This window comes from Tunturiibacter gelidiferens (assembly GCF_014201335.1).
In the GTDB taxonomy this organism is placed as follows: domain Bacteria; phylum Acidobacteriota; class Terriglobia; order Terriglobales; family Acidobacteriaceae; genus Edaphobacter; species Edaphobacter lichenicola_E.
This window is the reverse complement of the sequence record NZ_JACHEB010000003.1, coordinates 482,514-505,358: the sequence shown is the minus strand read 5'-3', so window position 1 is coordinate 505,358 and position 22,845 is coordinate 482,514. Positions and strand designations below refer to the sequence as shown.

20 protein-coding genes are annotated in these 22,845 nt (G+C 58.7%); 12 read left to right on the top strand and 8 right to left on the bottom strand.

The window, feature by feature from the left end; genetic code table 11:
- Window positions 1–54 precede the first annotated feature (54 nt).
- From HDF14_RS08345 to HDF14_RS08330, 4 genes are read left to right on the top strand one after another with little or no spacing between them, the layout of a single operon-like run.
- Complete coding sequence (locus HDF14_RS08345) at window positions 55–1,818, top strand: lysine--tRNA ligase (RefSeq protein ID WP_183975385.1); 1,764 nt, start codon at window positions 55–57, stop codon at window positions 1,816–1,818.
- Between the two features lie 57 nt (window positions 1,819–1,875).
- A complete protein-coding gene (cyoE, locus tag HDF14_RS08340; RefSeq protein WP_183975383.1) occupies window positions 1,876–2,832 on the top strand; it encodes a heme o synthase in 957 nt (318 codons plus the stop codon).
- Window positions 2,833–3,402 (top strand): DUF420 domain-containing protein, encoded by a 570-nt coding sequence (locus HDF14_RS08335; protein ID WP_183975381.1) that lies wholly within the window; start codon window positions 2,833–2,835, stop codon window positions 3,400–3,402.
- 56 nt (window positions 3,403–3,458) lie between these two features.
- Window positions 3,459–3,686 (top strand): hypothetical protein, encoded by a 228-nt coding sequence (locus tag HDF14_RS08330; RefSeq protein ID WP_183975379.1) that lies wholly within the window; start codon window positions 3,459–3,461, stop codon window positions 3,684–3,686.
- 68 nt (window positions 3,687–3,754) lie between these two features.
- Here HDF14_RS08330 and HDF14_RS08325 read toward each other — a convergent pair whose 3' ends face one another.
- The 6 genes from HDF14_RS08325 to HDF14_RS08300 all read right to left on the bottom strand — a co-directional run bounded on the left by HDF14_RS08325 (window position 3,755) and on the right by HDF14_RS08300 (window position 11,531).
- On the bottom strand, window positions 3,755–4,846 hold the full coding sequence (locus tag HDF14_RS08325) for a DsbA family protein (RefSeq protein ID WP_260698116.1): 1,092 nt from the start codon (window positions 4,844–4,846) through the stop codon (window positions 3,755–3,757).
- Window positions 4,847–4,878: 32 nt separating this feature from the next.
- Entirely contained in the window at window positions 4,879–6,558 is a 1,680-nt protein-coding gene (locus tag HDF14_RS08320) for an NAD+ synthase (protein ID WP_183975378.1), read from the bottom strand.
- Window positions 6,559–6,674: 116 nt separating this feature from the next.
- The gene (locus HDF14_RS08315) at window positions 6,675–8,186 is read right to left on the bottom strand and encodes a sugar transferase (protein WP_183975375.1); all 1,512 of its coding nucleotides are present in this window, start codon (window positions 8,184–8,186) and stop codon (window positions 6,675–6,677) included.
- A 248-nt stretch (window positions 8,187–8,434) separates the two neighbouring features.
- Complete coding sequence (locus HDF14_RS08310) at window positions 8,435–9,355, bottom strand: ABC transporter ATP-binding protein (RefSeq protein ID WP_183975374.1); 921 nt, start codon at window positions 9,353–9,355, stop codon at window positions 8,435–8,437.
- Between the two features lie 59 nt (window positions 9,356–9,414).
- Window positions 9,415–10,128 (bottom strand): molybdenum cofactor guanylyltransferase, encoded by a 714-nt coding sequence (mobA, locus tag HDF14_RS08305; RefSeq protein ID WP_183975369.1) that lies wholly within the window; start codon window positions 10,126–10,128, stop codon window positions 9,415–9,417.
- Window positions 10,128–11,531 carry a dipeptidase gene (locus tag HDF14_RS08300; RefSeq protein WP_183975587.1) on the bottom strand — a complete coding sequence of 468 codons (1,404 nt, stop codon included), beginning with the start codon at window positions 11,529–11,531 and terminating at the stop codon, window positions 10,128–10,130. Before HDF14_RS08300 ends, mobA begins: the two co-directional genes overlap by 1 nt.
- Window positions 11,532–11,704: 173 nt before the next feature.
- On the opposite strand from HDF14_RS08300, the gene HDF14_RS08295 reads away from it, so the two are divergent.
- The 4 genes from HDF14_RS08295 (at window position 11,705) to HDF14_RS08280 (ending at window position 14,442) form a co-directional block, all read left to right on the top strand.
- Window positions 11,705–12,112, top strand: a complete 408-nt coding sequence (locus HDF14_RS08295) for a cupin domain-containing protein (protein WP_183975367.1) — start codon at window positions 11,705–11,707, stop codon at window positions 12,110–12,112.
- Window positions 12,113–12,137: 25 nt separating this feature from the next.
- The gene (locus HDF14_RS08290) at window positions 12,138–12,494 is read left to right on the top strand and encodes a DUF488 domain-containing protein (protein WP_183975365.1); all 357 of its coding nucleotides are present in this window, start codon (window positions 12,138–12,140) and stop codon (window positions 12,492–12,494) included.
- Between the two features lie 126 nt (window positions 12,495–12,620).
- Window positions 12,621–13,436, top strand: a complete 816-nt coding sequence (locus tag HDF14_RS08285) for a class I SAM-dependent methyltransferase (protein ID WP_183975363.1) — start codon at window positions 12,621–12,623, stop codon at window positions 13,434–13,436.
- 172 nt (window positions 13,437–13,608) lie between these two features.
- Complete coding sequence (locus tag HDF14_RS08280) at window positions 13,609–14,442, top strand: hypothetical protein (RefSeq protein ID WP_183975362.1); 834 nt, start codon at window positions 13,609–13,611, stop codon at window positions 14,440–14,442.
- Between the two features lie 49 nt (window positions 14,443–14,491).
- On the opposite strand, the gene HDF14_RS08275 is transcribed toward HDF14_RS08280, so the two are convergent.
- Window positions 14,492–14,962 (bottom strand): MarR family winged helix-turn-helix transcriptional regulator, encoded by a 471-nt coding sequence (locus HDF14_RS08275; RefSeq protein WP_183975360.1) that lies wholly within the window; start codon window positions 14,960–14,962, stop codon window positions 14,492–14,494.
- Window positions 14,963–15,004: 42 nt separating this feature from the next.
- Here HDF14_RS08275 and HDF14_RS08270 point away from each other — a divergent pair, with 42 nt between their 5' ends.
- Entirely contained in the window at window positions 15,005–16,636 is a 1,632-nt protein-coding gene (locus tag HDF14_RS08270; RefSeq protein ID WP_183975585.1) for a DHA2 family efflux MFS transporter permease subunit, read from the top strand.
- A gap of 177 nt (window positions 16,637–16,813) precedes the next feature.
- Window positions 16,814–18,127, top strand: a complete 1,314-nt coding sequence (locus HDF14_RS08265; protein WP_183975358.1) for a PP2C family protein-serine/threonine phosphatase — start codon at window positions 16,814–16,816, stop codon at window positions 18,125–18,127.
- Window positions 18,128–18,132: 5 nt separating this feature from the next.
- On the opposite strand, the gene HDF14_RS08260 is transcribed toward HDF14_RS08265, so the two are convergent.
- Complete coding sequence (locus HDF14_RS08260; protein ID WP_183975356.1) at window positions 18,133–18,900, bottom strand: DUF4239 domain-containing protein; 768 nt, start codon at window positions 18,898–18,900, stop codon at window positions 18,133–18,135.
- Between the two features lie 116 nt (window positions 18,901–19,016).
- Here HDF14_RS08260 and HDF14_RS08255 point away from each other — a divergent pair, with 116 nt between their 5' ends.
- Together HDF14_RS08255 and secA are read left to right on the top strand one after the other, a co-directional pair.
- On the top strand, window positions 19,017–19,571 hold the full coding sequence (locus HDF14_RS08255; RefSeq protein ID WP_183975355.1) for a DUF4232 domain-containing protein: 555 nt from the start codon (window positions 19,017–19,019) through the stop codon (window positions 19,569–19,571).
- Window positions 19,572–19,686: 115 nt separating this feature from the next.
- Window positions 19,687–22,737 (top strand): preprotein translocase subunit SecA, encoded by a 3,051-nt coding sequence (gene secA / locus HDF14_RS08250; RefSeq protein ID WP_183975354.1) that lies wholly within the window; start codon window positions 19,687–19,689, stop codon window positions 22,735–22,737.
- The last annotated feature ends 108 nt before the right edge of the window (window positions 22,738–22,845 follow it).

Sequence of the window (22,845 nt, the reverse complement as noted above, 5' to 3'; positions counted from 1 at the left end):
CGGGGTCGCCTCGCTATACTGAGATGTCCGCAACATCAAGCTAAAGGAATCCCTGTGTACGAGTCTGAGTTTGAAAAAAACCTTTACCAGCAGCGCCGCGACAAGCTCCAGCAGATTGCTGCCCTCGGCCAACTCGACGGCCTCAGCCACGCCGACGCGACCTACCCGAATCACTACGCCTTCAGCCACACGATCCCCGAACTTCGCGCTGCCTACGACTCACTAAGTGCCGAACAGTTCGACGCGGATCACATCAACGTCAGCATCGCCGGCCGCATCATGGCTATTCGTGTCCAGGGCAAAGCCGGCTTCGCGCAACTCCAGCAAGGTGGCCAGCGTTTCCAGATCTACGTCCGCAAAGACGACGTCGGAGAAAACACCTTCGCGCTCTATAAACTCCTGGACCTCGGCGACCACGTCGGCGTTCGCGGCCGCCTCTTCCGCACCCGCACCGGCGAGCTCACCGTCCACGTCGGCAGCTTCGACAACCTGCCCGCGATTACCTTTCTCACCAAGGCAATGCTCGCCCTGCCCGACAAGTACCACGGCCTCGAAGACACCGAACTCCGCTATCGGCAGCGCTACGTAGACCTATTCATGAACACCGGCGCATCCAAGCCCTCCACCTCAGGCGAAGCGCAAACCGAGCCGGCCGAACCCGAGACCCCGAACGTCCGCGAGGTCTTCGTCAAGCGTGCCGCGATCCTCCGCGCCATCCGCAAGTTTTTCGACCAACGCAGCTACCTCGAAGTCGAAACCCCCATGATGCATCAAGTAGCCGGAGGCGCAGCTGCTCAGCCATTTACCACGCATCACAATGCGCTCGATCTCGACCTCTTCCTCCGCATCGCGCCCGAACTCTACCTAAAGCGCCTCGTCGTCGGCGGCATGGACCGCGTCTACGAGATCAACCGCAACTTCCGCAACGAAGGCATCAGCACCCGCCACAACCCCGAGTTCACCATGCTCGAGTTCTACCAGGCCTACGCGAACTATCACGACCTGATGAAGCTCAGCGAAGAACTCATCATCTATGTCGCCAATGAAGTCAACGGAACCACGATCACCCACTTCAACGGCCACGAGATCGATCTAGGCAAATGGACAAAACTCTCCATGCGCGAGGCCATCATGAAGTGGTGGCCACCAAACGCGCCCATCGAGCCAACCATAGAAGACTTTTCATCGGATGCAAAGTTCAGAGCGCTCTTGTATGAAGGCGAGAAGTTTGCCGATCCCGAAAAGTCATCCTTTGATCGAGCCCTCAATCGCCTCGGCGCGGACTGTCACTTCGTTCGAGAGTTCGTGCTCGACAAAGGCGCACCCTACGGCAAAGCCATCTCCGACCTCTTCGAGCTGCGGGCCGAAGCCTTACGAGGCGGTGAGATGGGCATCGAAGAGCCGCTCATCCAGCCCACCATCATCTACGACTTCCCCTTGGCCGTCAGTCCGCTCTCCAAGAACAAGCCCGACGAACCCGACTGGGTCGAGCGCTTCGAGTTCTACATCGGCGGCTTCGAGGTCGGCAACGCCTTCTCCGAGCTCAATGATCCCGACGACCAGCGCACCCGCTTCGAGCAGCAAATGGCCGAGAAAGCCCGCGGCGATCAGGAAGCCCACCAGATGGACGAAGACTATGTCCGCGCCCTCGGCTACGGCCTGCCCCCCACAGCGGGCGAAGGCATCGGCATCGACCGCCTCGCAATGCTTCTCACCAACTCCAAATCCATCCGCGACGTCATCCTCTTCCCTCTCCTCCGCCCTCAGGCCAAGCAGTCCAGCGCCGCCGAAGCCCCCCACGGAGAGTCTGCCGAATAGCGCCAACTCGGGCGACGTCACCCCGTCGCGTCGCCCCAAACGCGTTATCCTTACACTGTGGCTACCTCCGCGACAACCGATCACGTCCTCGCTCCCGCGAAGCCGCACTCGCTGCTCGCCGACTATGCCACCCTCTTCAAACTGCGCATCTCCACCATGGTCATCATTACCGCTGGAGCCGGCTTCTATCTCGGCAGTCTCCGCAGCGGAATCAGTCCCTTCCACGCAGGTCTTCTGCAAGCGCTGGTAGGAATCGCGGTAGTCACCTGCGGCAGCAGCGCGCTCAACCAGGCACTCGAGCGAAAATCCGACTCCCTCATGCGCCGCACCGCCGACCGTCCCATGGCAGCTGGCCGCATCTCCCTCGCTCACGGCCTCATTCTCGGCTTTACAGCCACTTTTCTCGGCTCTCTCTATCTCGCCTACACCACCAACCTCCTCACCGGCACCTTAACGCTGCTCACCGCCATCGGCTACGTCGCCATCTACACCCCGCTCAAGCGCGTTACCACCATCAACACTTTCATCGGTGCCTTCCCCGGCGCTCTTCCCCCGCTCATCGGCTGGACCGCCGCACGCGGTGTCATCGAATGGCCCGGCGTCGCCCTCTTCGCCATTCTCTTCGTCTGGCAGTTTCCGCACTTCATGGCCATCGGCTGGATGTACCGCGAAGACTACGCCCGCGCAGGAATCCGCCTCACCCCGAATCTTCCGAACACCCGCTACGCCGCCCAGAGCACCGTGATCCAGGCTCTCTTCTACGCGGTTCTCATGATCCCGGTCAGCCTGTGGCCTGCAGCGCTCCACACCACCGGACATCTCTACGCCACAGCCGCAAGCCTTCTTGGCGCCGGCTACCTTTGGTACACCATCCGTTTCGCACGCATCCTCCGCGACCCAACCTCCGAAACCTCGCTCGTCGCAGCTCGCAACCTCCTCCGCGCGTCGATCCTCTATCTTCCACTTCTTCTGGCCGCCATGATGCTCGACGCTAAAGGACGTCTGCTCTTCTAAATGCCCACGCAAACTGCACTACCGAACAAGAATCCCGGTTCCAACCTCCGCACCCCGCCCAGCATCATCGCGACCATCATCCTCGTCAGCGCCGCGGCTAGCGCGCTCATCTGCTACCTTGTCTACTTTCACGCGCCACTCGATGTCACAGGCACTCATCTCCGCTCGCTCCCCCTGCTCAACGCGGTTCTCAACGCGCTCTGCACCATCGCGCTCATCATTGGCTTCGGCTACATCCGTGCCCGCCGCATCCCGCAACATCGCGCGGCCATGTTCACAGCGTTCTTCTTCTCCACCATCTTCCTCGTCTCCTACCTCACCAACTTCACCCTCCACGGCGAAACCCACTTCAATCGTCTCAGCTCCTGGTGGCCCTTCTACTGGAAGCTTCTCGCCTCGCACATCTTCCTCTCCGTCGTCGCGTTGCCGATGATCCTGATCACGTTCTTTCTCTCGCTCACCGGCCGTTTTCCCGCGCACAAAAAACTAGCGCGCTACACCTTCCCCATCTGGCTCTACGTCTCCATCACCGGAGTCATCGTCTACGCCATGCAGGCCCTAATCCACTAATTGCTGATTTCACAGCCAACGCAAAACCGAATCACCCAGCACCATGCACCGTCCCTATGCAGCCAGACACCCGCAAGCTCCTCCGTACCGGCTTCCTCATCTTCGGCACCGGAGTCATCGCAGCCGCACTCATCTTCACCAGCTTCGGCGGCATCACCCGTCACCAAGGGCCCCACACAAACCTCGGCTGGCTCTCGTTGATGCTCGCCATGGGCTGCCTCCCCACAGGCTTCCTCACCCTGCTTCTCGCCGCCGTCAAACTCATCGGCGACCGCCACCGCTGAACAATTTTCCCAGCTAAACAAGAAAAAGCCCCGGTCATCAGACCGGGGCTTCTCAAAACAACCTCTACTTACTTGCCTAAAGTCGGCGGATTCGAACTGCTCCCCACCGCCGGTCCAGTCGCTCCCGTGCTCACTCCATCAAGCGATGCCTGGTACGACACAATCGTCTTCAGCGTCTCGTACGGAATCCCCGTCAGCGGCAACAGATGCCCATTCACCGCAAGCATCGGTGTCTGCTCGACATTGACATCCTGCGCGAGTTTGATCGAAGCATTCACCTGGTCCTTGGTCGCCTGAGTCGCCGCACAAGCATCGATCGCCGCAGGATCCAGTCCAGCCTTGGTTACCGCGTCCTTCAGCGTCTGGTCCCCGGTCTCCGGAGTTAAAGCGCCCTGCGTATCGAACACCGCTGCGGAGTAGACAAAGTACGCATCGTTCTTTTGCTTCTGCACGCAATACCCATACGCCGCTGCCTTGAACGCGAGCGGATGCAGATCCACCAACGGAAAGCTCTGGTACACAACACGCGCGTTCGGGAAATCTTTCACCAGCTGTTCCATCGTGGACTGAGCTTCCTTGCAATGCGGGCACTGCAGATCCGCAAACTCCACCAGCAGAAGATCCTTGCTCGTCGCGCCACGAGTCGCACCATCTGCACGAGCCTGCAACGTTTTACGCAGGTCCGCAAACGGAGTCACGCCAAACGGCACCACCGCATCTCCTGCAACGGCATGCTTTCCATCCGGCATCACAAAAAACGCCGTCGGCTGAACCTTTGCGTTGGGAGTCTTGTCCGACACGAACACCACCACCTTGCTCACATTCGGAGCAGCCGTAGTCTGAATCGCCTCGACCCGCCAGATGCGGTTCGGATCATATCCCCACAACGCCTTCAAAAAACCGTTGACCGTATCCACCGTCGGCGTAGAAGCCGTAAAGAACTTCTCATTCACAGGCGGAAACGGATCTGCCTTTGTCTGCTGTCCCAGGCTCTGCAACTGCAACGGAGCGCCAGCCTTCTGCGCCGCCGGTGCCGACTGCGCTGCCGGAGCCGACTGTGCCGCCGCTCCCGCCCCTGTTTGCGCACCAGCCGTTACCGTAACGCATAGAGCCGCCACCAATCCTGCCAACATCCACTGTGAAATCTTCAAAGACACCATCCTCCGCCGCCGCCTTGCGCGCAGCTCCTCTATTACACCTGAACTTTGACCGCAATGGGAAATCGCCGCCCCATTCCAAACGACTTTCTCGTAACTTTCAACACCGGAGCCGCCTGCTGCCGCTTATATTCACTCTTCTCCACCAGCTGCAGAACCGATCTCACCAGCGCCACATCCACGCCTTGCTCCTCGGCAATCTGCTCCGCCGAACAATATCGTTCCACATACGCCTCGAGTATCGGATCGAGCACCTCATACGGTGGGAGCGAGTCCGTATCCTGCTGCCCCGGACGCAACTCTGCCGACGGAGGCTTCGAGATCGTCTCCCACGGTATAACCTCCTTCGTACGGTTCACATACCGGCTCAGCGCATAAACCCGCGTCTTCATCACATCGCCAATCACGGCCAAAGCCCCTACCATGTCACCGTACAACGTGCAGTATCCCGTCGACATCTCGCTCTTATTCCCAGTCGTCAACACCAGCGCGCCGAACTTATTCGACAGCGCCATCAACAGCGTCCCGCGGATCCGCGGCTGCAGATTCTCCTCCGCAAGTCCAAACGGCGTTCCCTTAAACAGCGGCTGCAACAAAAATTGAAACTGCGCGAACACATCATGAACCGGCAGCAACTCAAACCTCACGCCAAGATTCTTCGCCAGATTCTTCGCGTCCTCAATGGAGCCCAGCGACGAGTACTCCGTCGGCATGCCCACGCCGATCACGTTCTCCTTCCCCAGTGCCTCCACGGCAATCGCTGCCACTAGCGCCGAATCAATCCCTCCGCTCAGCCCCACCAGCACCTTGCTGAATCCACACTTTCTCACATAGTCCCGCGTCCCAAGCACCAGCGCATCCCACATCGCCGCAACTTCATCCACCGGCTTCTCGACTGCACCAGCCGCTCCATCCTCCATATCGAAGACAATCAGATCCTCGGCAAACGAAGCAGCCTGCGCCACCACCTCGCCATCCGGCCGAATCACCAGTGATGTGCCGTCAAACACCAGGCTGTCGTTTCCACCCACCTGATTCGCCATCGCCACAAACGCACCATGCCGCCGCGCCAGGGCCGCCAGCATGCTCTGGCGCACCTGCTGCTTTCCCTGCCAATACGGCGAGGCTGAGATATTTAAAATAACCCGCTGGCGGCCCACCAGGTCCTGCGACTGCGCTTCCCACTGCCCCATCAGCTTCTCAACCGGATCCACCGGATACATCTGCCGCGGCCAGAAACTCTTGTCGTTCCACGCGTCCTCACAGACGGTGATGGCCAGCGGTTCACCGCGTACGCAGACCAGCGCCTGTTCCACTGCAGGCTCAAAGTATCTCTGCTCGTCGAAGACGTCGTAAAACGGCAGCAACATCTTCTGCTGCACGAAGCTCAACTTGCCCCCGTCAAGCAGCGCCGCGACATTCCTCACCTGCTTGCCCACACTCGCTTTGGTGGCCATCACCGTTCCGCACAGAATCGCCGGTCGCCCCACACCCGTGGTCCACTGTGCAAGCTCAGCCGCCACCTCCTCGGCCCGCGCAACAAACGATGCCTTTTCCAAAAGATCCGCTGGCGGATATCCACACACGGCCAGTTCAGGAAAGACCACAAGACCCACGCCTAGAGCTTCGGCACGAGACGCATATTCAAGAATCTTCTTCGCATTCCCGGCGAAGTCACCCACCGTCGGGTTGATCTGGGCAAGCGCTATCTTCACTCTTCAAGTCTACCGCTTTGATCATTTTTTCGTGTTGGCGTAAAGGGGAGCCGCAGCTCCCAATACCGGTTTTCCGGGGAAAAACGGCATCTGCAAATCTCACCAGGAAAAACGATTTAGGAGCCTGTCCCGCTCAATACCACACCCACGGTACGTGCCAGAATGCGAAGATCCATCATCAGATTCCAGTTCTCCACATAGGCGGTATCGAGCGAGATATAGCTGTCGAACGAAGGATCCTGCCGTGCTTCCACTTGCCATAATCCGGTAATGCCTGGCAACACGTCCAACCGCCGCAGATGCGAAAGATCGTACTGTTCCACCTCGGCCGCCATCGGGGGCCTCGGTCCAACCAGGCTCATATCGCCCTTCAGCACGTTATAGAACTGTGGCAGTTCGTCCAGCGAATACTTTCGCAAAACTTTACCGACCCCTGTAATCCGCGGATCTTTCTTGATCTTGAACAGCACACTGTCGCGCTCGTTCATATGTTCCAGATCCGCCTTGAGTTTGTCCGCGTTCTGCACCATCGTCCGGAATTTGTAACAGGAGAACGTGCGTCCTTTTCGGCCAATCCTCTGTGCTTTATAAAAAATCGGTCCAGGGGAATCCAGCCGGATCGCAAGAGCAATCGCCAGCATAATCGGCGAAGTTACCAACAGACCAATCACTGATACAGAAGTATCGAGCACCCGCTTCAACATGAAGCCGCCTATCGGAAAATGCCTGCGATGCAGCGGAATCGTTGGAAACTGACCGACATACTCCACCCTTGCATTCCACGCCAGGCCGTCATACATATCCGGAACCACACGGACATCGATACCCGCTATCCGGGCTTCCTCTACCATGCTGATGACCATCTTCTCTTCAGCCGGAACAGAAAAGAAGATCTCATCCACAAACAGTGACCGCGCCAGCGACAAGCAGTTCCGCACATCCCCCACCACGTCCGCATTGCCGGACTCAGCCTCGCGTTCGGTCAAGGCAACAAAGCCCTTGAAGCGAAATCCCAGGTGCTGCAGTGTGTCGATGTGGTTCCTCAGAGCATGCCCAACACGCCCTGCTCCCACGATCAAAACATTTCGCGTCTCGATCCCCGCACGGAATCGCCGGTAGACCATCCGCCGCCACAACGCGCGCCGCAGGCACAGCATCACCGTCGTAAACAACACCATCAACGCAACCACGATCCGCGAGATCGCCTCGCCACTCGACAGGTAAAGCGTCCCACACAAGAGCAGCCCCGAAGTCAACGAGGCTTGAATCGTCATCCTCTGTTCATGTAACGCGCTATGGTGCTGAATCGTTCCGTACAGGTTATACGACCGCGTAAAGAAGATCAGACAGATCCCATACCAGCCGATGTAGAAGGGCAAAAGATTGGGAGAAGATTTGATGAGGTGCGGCAACACACGCAGAGTAGAGACATCAGCAGGCGGCTGTACACGAAACCGCAAGGCCATGAGCGCAGCAATCACCACCGTCACAAGATCAAGGGACGCCCAGACCGTACTCGTGATCGATGGCCTGCGGAATACGCCGCTAGCTCTCGACGCGCGTCTTCCATTGCCCGCGAATTTTCTCTCTGAGACAATGACCTGCTGCAGATAATCCGGTGTCGCCATAGCGAACGCCTTTCAACTCATAAATCCTGGGCCTTAAGTCGGTAGGATGCCTGAACCGAAGCTCAGGAATACCGCCGATCAAAAAACAAATCGCTACAGTTTCTGCGGGTCACTTGAATTACTGGTGTTATTTCGAGCATACGTCTCAGACAAGGGCTTGGCAACAGGTACTGCAACACTTTGCATCATCTAAATAAGCATTCACTGGACTCGATTTAGCCAGAAAACGTGCATCTTGAGCACAATTCCTAGACCGGGGTAACCAACTCGTCAAGCGCCAGGAACTCCTGAAGGATCGGATCCTGACTTTGCTCCATCTCTCCCATCGTTCCAAAGAAAATCGCCTTCCCTGCACTCAAAAACACAACTCGATCGGCCAGTTTCTTCGCCAGCCGCATATCATGCGTCACGACGATACTGGTCAGGTGCAGCTGCTGTTTTAGCCGTTCGATTAAGTCTCCAAGAAGATGTGCCATCAGAGGGTCCACCATAGTTGTAGGCTCGTCGTACAGCACCGCCTCGGGTTGCGACGCCAATGCCCGCGCAATCGCAATCGACCGTTTCATCCCGGTCGATAAGTCAGATGGCAGCAGGCTTTCCATCCCCGCCACACCCACCATCTCCAGCAAACCCTTCACCACCTGCAGTATCTGGTCTTCCGCCATCTCTCCGCGCTCGCGCATCGGAAAAGCGACATTCTCCCCCACCGTAATCGAGTCGAACAACGCTCCATTCTGAAAGACCATCGTCACCTTCCGCCGAATCTCTTGTAACTCTCTCTCCTTGAAGCCACAGATATTCTCCCCCGCGACCTTGATCATTCCTTTATCCGGCTTCAAAAAACCCAGCAGCATCTGCAGCGAAACCGACTTACCCACACCGCTTCGTCCGAGAATGCACAGCGTCTCACCCGGATAGACAAAGAAGCTCACGTCCTCCAGCACCACAAACTCGCCGAACGACTTGTACACATGCTCGAACGAGATATACGGTCCAGGTTTATTCTTCACATCCGGCAAAGCGTCCGCAGCCGCCTCGTTCTGCTGAGCCGCCTGCTGAATAAAGTCGCCCACCTCCGCTGACACATCTTCCGACACGCTCTCAATCAGCGGCGTATCCGCGGTCACCTCAACCTGTTCTCCCTCAAATTTCTTATCCGGCTCAGCCATAATCACCACTCCCAGCACCCAAATCTCAACGCAAATCTAGCCTAACCCATCGCCTGTTGCTAAGTATCCAGTGCATCGATATGCCGTTCCGCATCTGCAAACTCCTGCGGAGTATTCAGGTTCACAAACCACAGCGACCGGTTTTCCCGTTGAGCCTTCGTCAGTGTCCGCCACGGCTCGCTGTCATCCTTCATCACAGGAGCGAACGGATCATCCCATTGCATCTCCACAAAAACGTTCTTGCTCTTCACTTTAAGCTTGGCTGCAATCTCATCGCACGCCGATCGAAGCGCCGGAAGCAACTTCAACTCGCCGCGCTCCAGAGAAGCTGTCAGGTAAGGCACAATCTGTCGATGAATTATCAATAACGCCGGATGGGGATAGCTATCAACCGAGAGCATCGCAAGTTTGATATCCCGAATCGGACGATGGAGCACCGACCAAAGCCAGTCATCCAACAGAGCCGTAGGCAGAAATGGCACATCCACTGGCAGCACCAAATTCCAGTCGAACTTCGAATTCAGAAGTGCAGCTTCTATCCCCGCCATCGGTCCATATCCCGGGTGCAAATCCCGCACCAGTGGCGCAAATCGCTCAAGCGCAGAATCGCTACCGAGAATGCTTACCTCTGCGCATAGCCGTCGAAGCTTCGTCGTCGCATGCAGCACAAGCGGCTTCCCCGCCAGTTCCAAGAGCGCTTTATCGCTCCCCATGCGCGAACTCTTACCCCCAGCCAGCACATACCCACCAACCGGAGGCAAGCCCTCCCGCATCAAGCAGCGACACCACTCAAAAACCGCACAATCGACTCGATCCCCCGATGAAAGTTCGCCAAGTGAAATTTCTCGTTCGGCGCGTGGAGGTTGTCATCCGGCAGTCCAAACCCCATCATCACGGTCGGAATCTTCAGTTCGCGCACAAAATCTCCGACAATCGGAATCGATCCTCCCCCACGCACAAACACGGTCTCCTTCCCAAACACCTCACGCATCGCCTCGGTCGCAGCCTTCACGTAAACGTTATCGGTGCTCACTACAATCGGATCTCCGGCATGAATTAATCGCACCTCGAGCTGCACTCCCTTAGGCGCAATCGATTCCACATATGCCTTGTACTTCGCAAAGCTCTCCGCCGGCGTCATATCCGGCACCAGTCGCATGCTCACCTTCGCCAAGGCCTTCGCAGGAATCACCGTCTTCGCTCCAACTCCAACAAATCCACCCGGCATTCCATGCACATCAAGCGTCGGCCTCGCCCACGTCCGCTCCTGCACACTCAATCCCGGCTCTCCCGTCAACACGCTCGACCCCACCTCCGTCTCGCGGTAATGCTCTTCATCAAACGGCAGCGCCTTCCAGGCCTTCAACTCATCAGCCGTAGGCTTCTGCACTTTGTCATAAAATCCCGGAATCAGAATCTTTCCATTCTCATCCTTCAACTTCGCAATCACCTGCGCCAGCGCGACAAACGGATTCGGTGCCGCCCCGCCATACATTCCAGAGTGCAGATCTACCTTCGACCCGCGCGCCTCAATCTCCGTATAGATCATCCCGCGAAGCCCAACACACAGCGTCGGCAGCTCCGGCGCAAACATCTCCGTATCGCTCACCAGCGCAACATCGGCTTTCAAATGATCCCCGTGCTCACGCACAAACGCAGCGATTCCCTCGCCTCCAACCTCTTCCTCGCCTTCAATGATCACCCGCACATTCACCGGCAGCTTTCCACCACCAGCAGCCATTAACGACTCCAGCGCCTTCACATGCATCCACATCTGCCCTTTATCATCCACCGCACCGCGAGCATAGATATTCCCATCGCGCTCCGTAGGGTCAAACGGCGGCGTCTTCCACTCATCCAACGGTTCTGCCGGCTGCACATCGTAGTGCCCATAGCAAAGCACCGTAGGTTTCGCCTTCCCATCGGCTCCCGGCGCCGCATGCAGCCAGTCCGCATACACCAGCGGATGCCCCTTCCGCTTCACCGTAGTCGTCTCGATCAGTCGAACATTCTCCATGCCAATCCTCTCCAGCTCTGCCGCAACAAACTCCGCAGCTCGCCGCACATCCTCCACATGCTCAGGAGCCGTCGACACCGAAGGAATCCGCAACAACGCCTTCAACTCCTCCACAAACCGCGTCTTGTTCCCCTGCCCAAACGCAACCGCCGCCGTCATCGTCGTAGTCACTGATCCACTCCTCAAAAACATTCTTCCGCCCGCCGCAATCCACTACCGCAGCGAAACATAAGTATAGGCAACAACCGCCCACCCCGCCTCACAACCTATTCACCGTCGCCTCTCTCCCAGTGAGAGGAGTAGACTCTCAGCAAAACAAAGGAGCGTCTGCCATGACAACCTCCCAGCAAGACGGCAACATGATCGACAAGATCGCGCAGTTCGACCTCGCCAGAGAGATTGCCGACGCCGAGCAAAAAAAACCCTGGCCAGCCGGCCTCTACTCCAAGACCCTATTCAAGAAGCACGACCTCAGGGTCGTCCTCATCTCCATGCAGAGCGACGTCCGCATGAAAGAGCATCACGCCGATGGCACCCTCTCGCTTCACATCCTTAAAGGCCAGATCCGCGTCTCCGTCAACGGCAAGCCGCACGATCTCCCCACCGGAACCCTTTTCACCCTCGGCGCCTCCATCCGGCACGACGTAGAAGCCAAGAGCGACTCTGTCTTTCTCCTGACAATCTCCTGGCCCAGCAACGAGGAACTAGCCGCCATGAAGCACCGCGGCTACGGCTCCTGATTTCACCAGAAAGAAAAAATCAACCTTGACCGTCCAAATCAAACGAGTCTACGAGGAACCCTCCGAAGAAGACGGCACCCGCATTCTCGTCGACAGGCTCTGGCCGCGCGGCCTGACCAAAGAAAAGGCCCGCGTCGATCTATGGCTCAAAGAGATCGCACCCACCAACGATCTGCGAAAGTGGTTCGCTCACGACCCGGCAAAGTGGCCCGAATTCAAAACCCGCTACCACGCAGAGTTGAAACACAACCCCGAACAGATGGCGCTCCTCCATCAAGCCATCGCCAAGGCACCCGCTACTCTCCTCTACGGCGCAAAGGATATAGACCACAACGAAGCCGTCGTTCTTCTCGAAGTATTGAACCGCAAAAAACCTCGATGAGAACCCCCTTTATCACCCGACAAAAGACTGTGACAACCGAAGACCAACCATCCAGCCCCGCTTATCTGGCCGTCGTTAATTCTTATCTTCTTCATTGACGCGCTCTCCCTGTCGGACAATAACCCTATGACGACTCCCGGCAACTCTGCACCGCCCGCCACAGGACAGATCTGGAACACTGAAGCCTACGCCGCCAACGGCCGCTTCGTCGCAACTCTCGCCACAGACGTCGTCGCTCTCCTCGCCCCGCAACCCGGCGAACACATTCTTGATCTTGGCTGTGGCGACGGTGCCCTCACCGAGCAACTCGCCGCGACTGGCGCCATCGTCACCGGCGTCGACGCCTCACCCTCCATGCTCGCCGCCGCGCGTGAACGCAACCTCCACAGCACCACCAGCTTTGCTCTAGACCATCACGACGCCACCGCCCTCCCCTACAACCAACAATTCGACGCCGTCTTCTCGAACGCCGCGCTCCATTGGATCAACGGCGCCTCTGGCCATCAGGCGATGCTCTCCTGTGTCCACCGCGCACTTCGCAGCGAAAATCCACAGGCCCGCTTCGTCGCCGAGATGGGCGGCCAAGGCAACGTCGCCGCAATCCGCACCGCGCTCCAGGCCGTACTCGCACCCTTCCACATCGACGCCGAAGCCACCGCCGCGAGCTTCTTCCCTTCCCCTGCACTCTATCGCCGACTACTCGAATCCGCCGGCTTCACTATCCAATCCATCGAACTCATCCCTCGCCCCACACCTCTATCCAATGGCATGGAGTCCTGGCTCAACACCTTCCGCAACGGCGTCCTCGACCGCCTCAATCCACACGATCGAGCAGTCGCCCTCGCCAACACCATTGCCCTGCTCGAGCCCACCCTGCGTGACGCCGACGGCAATTGGATCGCCGACTACGTTCGTCTCCGCTTCCACGCCACCCTCCGTTAGGCCCAGTTAACTAAACAAAGATAAGCACAGATCACAGTGGGAAAATCTGCGTCCTTACTCATGTCTCTTTGCTCATTCGCAGGTGTGACAATTCAAATGACGGCGGAATGAATCATCTCAGACAAATCGCCGTACTTCTGCGTCTAACCAACCAACAACACAACCCGGGCCCATGAAAATAAAACTTCCTCCCTATGTCATCTGCGCCACAAATTTGTTCCTTTCGCTGTATCTTTTCTGCGGAAACGCACACGGACAGAACAACCAAAACTCCCTCCCGGACACGTCAGCAACACTCAAAACCGTGAGTGACGAAACCTCATCCTCACTCAGCAACGCCGACTATCCCGACGCCCCTCAGGCCCAGCTGGCATCGCACGACGCAACCATCGAAGACGCGCAAGGCGAAGGGCAGCAGACCAAGCGCATCCTCGGCATATTTCCTAACTTTCGTGCCGTCAGCGTAGACGTTCATCTCCCCCCGCAGACTGTAAAAGAGAAGTTCCTCACCGCCACGCAGGACAGCTTCGACTACTCTGCTCTCTTCATTCCAGGTATCGTCGCAGGATACAACCAGGCCACCAACGACACGCCCGAGTTTGGCCAGGGAGCTGCCGGATACGGCCGCTATTACTGGCACGCCTTCGTCGATCAGGCCAACGAAAACTACTTCGTCGAGTTCATCGTGCCTGTCATCACTCACGAAGACACCCGCTACTACACTCTGGGCACCGGAGGCTTCTGGAAGCGCGCAGGATATTCTCTTAGCCGCGCCGTCATCACACGCAATGACGCAGGTCACGACACCTTCAACATCAGTGAAGTCGTCGGTGCCGGAGCAGCAGCTGGCATCTCAAACCTCTACTACCCCTCCCGCGAGCGGGACTTCGGCAACACAGCAGATAGATGGGGGCAAAACGTCGGCATCGACGCCGCAACCTTCCTCGTCCATGAGTTCTGGCCCGACATCAACCACGCGCTCTTCCACAAAAACTCAACCCAATAAAACCAAAGCCGGCATCTGCCCAACCAGGTGCCGGCCGCACTACCGAACCCTAAGACCCATTCGACTCCGGCCCAAGATTCGCAAGGCATTGCTCCAACACTCCATTCAAAGCCTCGATCGAATCTTCCGCCACCCCCCGCCACAACTTCCCTTCGATTACCTTCGCTGCTTTCTCCGCAGTCTCCAGCAGCTTCTCTCCCTCAGGCGTCACACGAGCCGCAAGAATCCGATCGTTTCCCCGCCCTTTGCTCCGTACAATCCACCCATCTCGTTCCAGTCCCGTCAGCAGCGACTGCGCAGACTGAGGAGTCATATAGCACGACCGAGCCAACTGAGCCCCCGACGCCCCCGGTTCTTCCCGAACCGTCTTCAACAGACGCAGCTGCGCTATCGTAACTCCCTGAGGACGCAGCGCCTCGTCCATCTGGCTATGAAAATGGATCAGGATGCGCTTCATCATCTGCGCCGCCCGTCTCCTTTCCACCTGTCTTTTTTTCTCGTTCAAATATAAAGAAGCCATATCAGTCTCCTGATATCATATCAGGAGACTGATATGGCAACGATGACCGCACCCTCCCCAGCACTCGCCCGGCCAAAGCCCGCCCCTGCCGCGCCAGCTGCCTGGAAGCCCCACCACAACCCCTGGGCCATCGCCCTTACGGTCACTCTTGCCACCTTCATGGAGGTCCTCGACACCTCAATCGCCAACGTCGCCCTGCCCCACATCGCCGGCACACTCGGCGCCAGCTCTGAAGAAGCCACCTGGGTCCTCACCAGTTACCTTGTGTCGAGCGCCATCGTCCTGCCCATCTCGGGCTGGCTCTCCAACCGCTTCGGCCGCAAGCGCTTCTACATGACCTGCGTCGCACTCTTCACCATCTGCTCCTTCCTCTGCGGCATCGCAAACACGCTTCCTCTTCTCATCGTCGCGCGCATCCTTCAGGGCGCAGGCGGCGGCGGCCTCGCCCCTAGTGAACAAGCCATCCTCGCCGACACATTTCCCGTCGAAAAGCGCGGACAGGCCTTCGCCGTCTACGGCATGGCTGTCGTCGTAGCTCCCGCCATCGGCCCAACCCTCGGCGGCTGGATCACCGACAACTTCAACTGGCATTGGATCTTCTTCATCAACATCCCCATCGGCCTCATCTCGCTCTACCTCAGCAACCGCATGGTCGAAGACCCACCACACCTCAAAGAGCGCATGGAGCAGGCCAAGCACCTCAAGATTGACTTCCTCGGCCTTGGTCTCGTGGCCCTCGGCGTCGGCTGCCTCGAGTTCACCCTCGACAAGGGCCAGGAGAAGGATTGGTTCGGTTCGCCCATGATCGTCACCTTTGCCATCCTCGCTGCCGCCACGCTCATCTTCTTCGCCTTCTGGGAGTGGCACCATCCCGATCCCATCGTCGACCTCAAGCTATTAAAAAATCGAAACTTCGGCACCGCCGTCTTTTTGCAATTGGTCCTTGGCATGGTCCTCTTCGGCTCGACCGTCCTCATCCCCCAATACCTTCAGGGGTTACTGGGCTACACCGCAGAACGTGCTGGCATGGTCCTCTCCCCCGCAGGCTTCGTCATGATGATCATGATGTTCGTCGCCGGTCGCAGCCTCGGCAAATTCGACCCTCGCCTCATGGTCTGTCTCGGCTATCTGGTCACGGCGATAGGCATCTATAACCTCACCCGTCTCGACCTCAACGCCGCCTTCGGCACCGTCACCCTCTGGCGTATGTTGCAGATGATCGGCCTCGCCTTCATCTTCATCCCCATCAGCACCCTCAACTACGTCGGCGTCCCTGCCAACAAGACTAACCAGATCTCCAGTCTCTCCAACTTCGCCCGCAATCTCGGCGGCAGCGCGGGTACCGCGCTCCTTACGACCTATCTCGCCCGCAACTCGCAAGTCCAGCAAGTCGCACTCTCCGCCAATGTCGTCCGCGGCAGTGTTCCTTACAACCTCTACATGGACCGCATGAAAGAGATGCTGATGTCGCAAGGAATGTCCGCAGCCAACGCCTCACAGATGGCCATCGGCGAGGCCTACCAGCAGATGCTTCGCCAGGCCTCTATGCTCAGCTACAAAAACGCTTTCGCCATTCTCGCGTGCACCATCTTCCTGCTTACCCCGCTACCATTCATCATGCGTCTCCCCACCAAAACTGCAAAGCCCGACCCCGAAGCCATGGGCGGCCACTAGTCATCTAAACCCACTCTTACGGAACTCCTTGCGCTCTACCTGCGTAGAAACCACTACGCAGCGAAAGGTCGTGCTCGTTTCCCGTATTTCTCTTTTTAAAAAGCACTACTGAAACTACGGAGATACCTATGCTTCAATAAGGGGACCTATTCATGCCTCAGCTCCACCAAAACTGACATGACCGACAGACCTCTCTCTTTAAAGAAGAAAATAGCCCGCTTCCTCAATGAAAAGCTAACCCCTAGCGGGTATGCCTCTCGCGATCAATTCGAAGAAATCCTGCTCGAAGTCGGCCGCACACTCTCTCTTGACGAGTTGCTCGTCACCTGCCCCCGCAAAATCTCATCCGCACTGCACCTCTCTTCCTTCCACATCCTCCTTCGCGAAGACTCCGACTACGTCCCACAGGGAACCGCCCGCGACCTTACCTCCGGCTTCATCTTTCCCGCCAGCTCCGCCACCATCCTCCGCCTCAAGCGCGAGCGAAGACCCTCCCCCTTCACAAAGCAGACGCCCGACGCCTGGCAACTCCTCGCCTCCTCCCATGAGATCGCCGCCCTCGACGCCCTCGGAGCTCAACTCCTCATACCCTTCGAAGGCCGCACTGGCTTACGCGGTTTCGCCACACTCGCCAAACCCGAGGGAAAACACTTCCTCCGCCACGAGCTTCGCTTCCTCCGTGAACTCAGCCAACAGATGGGCCGCGGTCTCGAGACAGCCCGCCACGTCAAGTCCCTCAGCGAAGAGGCCGTCAGACGTGCCAAAGTCAACCGCGAACTCGATCTCGCCCGCGAGGTCCAGGAGCGACTCTTGCCCCAGTCCCTCCCCACCGTTCCCGGCATCGACTCCGCAGCTACCTATAAAAGCGCCGATGAGGTCGGCGGTGATTATTACGACCTTTTCATCACCTGGAAAGGCCTCCTCTGCTGTGTTGTCGCAGACGTCAGCGGCAAAGGCATTGCGTCCGCCCTGCTCATGGCCACCCTCCGCGCCTCGCTTCGCAGCCTTATGATCAATCACCGCGAAGACCCCGTCACTGCTGTCATCGAAGACCTCAACCGCCTCCTCTACGAAGCCTCCTCCGCCAGCCGCTACGCCACACTCGTCTTCTTCGTCTACGATCCCTCGGCGCAGACCCTCACCTACGTCAACGCTGGTCACAATCCGCCTCTGCTGCTCAGCGACAGCCAGGTCACCAGGCTCGAGTGCGGCGGCCCTGTCCTCGGCCTGCTCCCCGACGCTACCTATGAAGAGCAGACCCTCGCCTTCAACCCTGGCGACACCCTCACCATCTACACCGACGGCATCACCGAAGCAATCAACTCTCGCGGCGCCGAATGGGAGGAGCAGGGCCTCCTCGCCGCAGTGCTCAAACAAAACTCGCCTTCCGCCGCAGCCGCCGTACAGGACATCCTTTTTTCTCTCCACGCCTTTGCCTCCGGCACCCCGCAGGTCGACGACATGACGCTCCTCGTCCTTCGCAGAACATAACCCGGCTAATGCCCCGCATCCGACTGCATCATCTTCTCCACACGCTCAAATGCAATCGGGCTCACCGACACCGCGCCCTCAAACGGCCTCGCCAAATCCGCAATCGCCGTTAGCGTCACCGCCACCACAAACGTCAGCGCCAGCACCTGGCAATAGTGCAGCCACTTATTGTCGTTCCCCAGCACGCACGAAGACAGCACAGTCGCTCCACCGCCCGCCAACAGCAAAATCCACAACACAACCGGCAGCCTTACACGAAGCTGCTCCTCCCGCAGGCCTCGTCTCTCCGAAAGATCACTCAGCACCTGGGTCAAATGGTCCACGCTGTTCGCCGAGCCGGCTTGGTCCTTCACCGCCGCAAGCAGCCTCCACATATCCACCTCGATCATCTCTCCAGCGCTGCTCTCCTCCTGATGCTGCATCGCCGGCCACTCCTGGTTCACCACTGCATCGGCATACTTTATACCCAGCGTCCGAAACTCCTCTCGTGCCTCAACCGGCAGTGCCGACGCGATCCGAGTCACCGTCAATACCGAGCTAGCCTCCCGCGACGCATTGATCTCCGCCGCGCGAAAATCAATCCACACCGTGTACAGCATGAAGCCAAGAATCACGCCATACGTCGTTCCCAGAATCCCCAGCTGCCATCCCGTCACATCATTGATCAACTTGCGATTCGGAATCGGCCACACCCAATTAAGCACCAGCACCATGAACACCGACACCAGCATCGCCACAACCACCAGCACGCCACTCTGCATGTAATTCAGCATTAGAAGCTCCACCTGACCGGAAACCCGCACTGACAAGCCAGCTTACATCGTGCCCCGCCTCTCACCATTGCGAAAACATCTCAACAGATCAGCAAAGAAAGACTAAAATTCTCCCAGTGACCAAACCAGCCTCGAACGCGGTCTATGTAGTAGTCGCAGTGGTGCTCGTCCTCGCCTCATCAGCGAGCGCGACCCCTCTGCAATCCGCGTCAACCCTGCTGGCATGCACTGCCGCGCAGCTTTCTCTCTCCTTCGACAGCGAAGGCGGCAACTTCGACGGCATGTCGCAATCCGGCACGCTCCTGGTCCTGCGCAACATCGGCTCCCAGACCTGCACCGTCTCCGGTAGCCCCGCGCTCGTCTTCGAAGACGATTCGCACACCAAACTTCCCATCTCCCTCGAAACCCCACCCGGAATGCACCCCGGCCCTGTCATCCTCCCGGTAGCCGTCCCTGCAAACGCCGAAGCCACCGGCGAGCTCCACTGGGTCTCGGGCGAGGTCTACGACAACAGCCAGTGCTTCTCCCCGGCCTTCGTAGCAATCTCCATCGGCACCAACGTCCTCCGCGCCCCTTTCGCCGGACACCTCTGCGCGCCCTCAGGACAAGACGCCAAATACCGCTTTGCCTACCTCAAACGCGACCCAGTCTACGTGCGCTCGAAATCCTAAACAGCGCCCCGACTCTCTCCCGCGTAAATAACGGCCAGCGAAGCCGTTAGCCCGCCACCCTCCCGCACCATTTACACTAGTATTTGGGACAAAATACGCCCCGAAGGATATCGTTTTGCTCAACTCAGTCATTGCAAAAGTCTTTGGCACCAGTAACGAACGCGCCGTCAAGCGCATCCAGCCAACCGTCGCGCAGATCAACGCGCTTGAGCCGACCATTCAGGCGCTCTCCGACGAGGATCTGCGCAATAAGACCGCCGAGTTCCGCCAGCGCATCGCCGCGGCCATCGCAAACATCTCCGACACCCCAGAGAACGCCGACGAGCGCATCGCCGCCGAAAAGGAAGCACTCGACGCCATCCTGCCCGAAGCCTTCGCCGTCGTTCGCGAAGCCGGCAAACGCGCCGTAGGCATGCGCCACTTCGACGTCCAGCTCCTGGGCGGCATCGTCCTCCACTCCGGCAAGATCGCCGAGATGAAGACCGGCGAAGGAAAAACTCTCGTCGCCACGCTCCCCTGCTATCTCAACGCGCTCGCCGGTCGCGGCGTCCACGTCGTCACCGTCAACGACTACCTCGCCAAACGCGACGCCGAATGGATGGGCAAGATCTACGGCTTCCTCGGCCTCACCGTCGGCGTCATCGTTCACGACCTCGACGACCAGCAGCGCCGCGACGCCTACGCCTCCGACATCACCTACGGCACCAACAACGAGTTCGGCTTCGACTACCTCCGCGACAACATGAAGTTCGAGCTCAAGGATCAGGTTCAGCGCGGCCACTACTACTGCATCGTCGACGAAGTCGACTCCATCCTCATCGACGAGGCCCGCACCCCGCTCATCATCTCCGGCCCCACCGACCAGACCACCGACAAGTACGCCCGCGTCAACATCATCATCCCCAAGCTCGAGCTTGGCGAACTCATCGAAACCGTCGAAACCAAAACCTGGTCCGGCGACTACGTCGTAGACGAAAAGACCCGCTCCATCACCGTCACCGACGAAGGCTGGGAGAAGATTGAAGAACTTCTCGGCATCGGCAACATCGCCGACCCCGAGAACTGGGACCTCAAGCATCACGTCGAAGTCGCCATCAAGGCCCACTCCCTCTACAAGCGCGACGTCGAGTACGTCGTCAAAGACGGCGAAGTCATCATCGTCGACGAGTTCACCGGACGTCTCATGCCCGGCCGCCGCTGGTCCGACGGACTCCACCAGGCCGTCGAAGCCAAGGAAGGCGTCGCCATCCGCAAGGAAGACCAGACGCTCGCCACCATCACCTTCCAGAACTACTTCCGCATGTACAAAAAACTCAGCGGCATGACCGGTACCGCCGAGACCGAAGCCGCCGAGTTCGACAAGATCTACAAGCTCGACATCGTCGTCACCCCCACCAACCGCAAGATGCTCCGCATCGAAAACGCCGACGTCGTCTACCGCACCGCGAAAGAAAAATACTTCGCCGTCGCCGACGAGATCGCCCGTCTCCACGCCGAAAAGCAGCCCGTACTCGTCGGCACCACATCGATCGAAAAGTCCGAGCTCCTCTCCGAGATCCTCAAGCGCAAAGGCGTTCGCCACGTCGTCCTCAACGCAAAGTTCCACGAGAAGGAAGCCGAGATCGTCGCACAAGCCGGTCGTCTCGGCATGGTCACCATCGCCACCAACATGGCTGGCCGCGGTACCGACATCCTCCTCGGCGGCAACGCCGAGTTCATGGCCCGCCAGGACCTCGTCCGCAAGCAACAGGCCCGCGCCGTCAGCGCAGCCGAAGGCGCAATCAACCCCGTCGCCGGTCCCGGCATGGTCCGCTTCTACTACACCGGACAGGAGTTTGAAACCACGCAGGCAGCCTGGGACGCCGCCACCGCAGCCCACGATGGCGCAGCCAAAGCCGAACACGAATCCGTCATCGGCGCAGGCGGCCTTCACATCCTCGGCACCGAACGCCACGAGTCCCGCCGCGTCGACAACCAGCTTCGCGGTCGCGCTGGCCGTCAGGGCGACCCCGGCTCCTCCCGCTTCTTCCTCTCGCTCGAAGACGATCTCATGCGAATCTTCGCCCGCGAGTGGGTCTCCACGCTCCTTCAGCGCCTTGGCATGGAAGAGGGAGTTCCCATCGAATCCGGCATGATCTCTCGCCGCATCGAAGCCGCTCAGAAGGCCGTCGAAACGCAAAACTTCGAATCCCGCAAACACGTCCTCGAGTACGACGACGTCATGAACAAGCAGCGCGAAGCCGTCTACGGTCTCCGCCGACAGCTCATGGAAGGTGTCGACCAGAAGCAGCTCATCACCGAGGACTACACTTCCACCATCCTCTCCAACATCCTCGACGAGAACGCCCCAGAAAAAGTTCACGCCGACGAGTGGAAGCTTGAGCCTCTCTTCTCCCAGATCTACGACATCTTCGGCGCACGTCTAGAAACCGAAGTCGACGCGACAGCACTCAACCGCCACGAGCTAGGCGAAGCCATCTTCCAAAACCTCCGCGGCCGCTACGATATCAAGGAGAGCATCCTCGGCGCCGAAGCCATGCGCTACCACGAGCGCATCGTCATGCTCTCCGTCCTCGACGGCCTCTGGAAAGATCACCTCCTCGCGATGGACCACCTCAAGGAGGGCATTGGCCTTCGCGGCTACGCGCAACAAGATCCGCTCGTCGCCTACAAGAAGGAGTCCTTCGAGATGTTCGAAGGCATGATGATGCGTTTCCAGGAAGACACCGCACGCCACCTCTTCCGCATGCAGATCATCGGCCCCGACGGCACCCCCATCGAATCCGCCGAGCAGCTCGCTCAAGCGCAAGCCCACGCACAGGCTCTCGCTCAGGCCCAACAAGCCCAACAGCAGCTAGCCTCCGCTGCTCCTCAAAACGCACTGCCCCCATCCGGCCCACCGCAACACACCAACGCTCCGGCCGCGCGTCAAAATGCACCGGCACCCCAGCCCAACCGCGCTCCCTCCACCACCATCGACGCACTCGAGCGCGAGTTCCAGAAGAAAAAGCAGCGCGAACTCGAGCAAGCTCGTTCCGTAGGCGCAGCCTCTGCCGAAAGCAACGGCTCCGGCCCTCGTCACGCCGGCGAAAAAGTTGGCCGCAACGACGAGTGCCCCTGCGGCTCCGGCAAAAAATACAAAAAATGCCACGGAGCCACCGCCTAAATCTGCAGCAGTTCCGTCGCTACAAACAAGAATGCCACGCATCGCCCAGAGCGGCTCTTTGCAACAACCTCGCATGATAAGAGGCGACGCCGATCGGTGCCGCCCCTT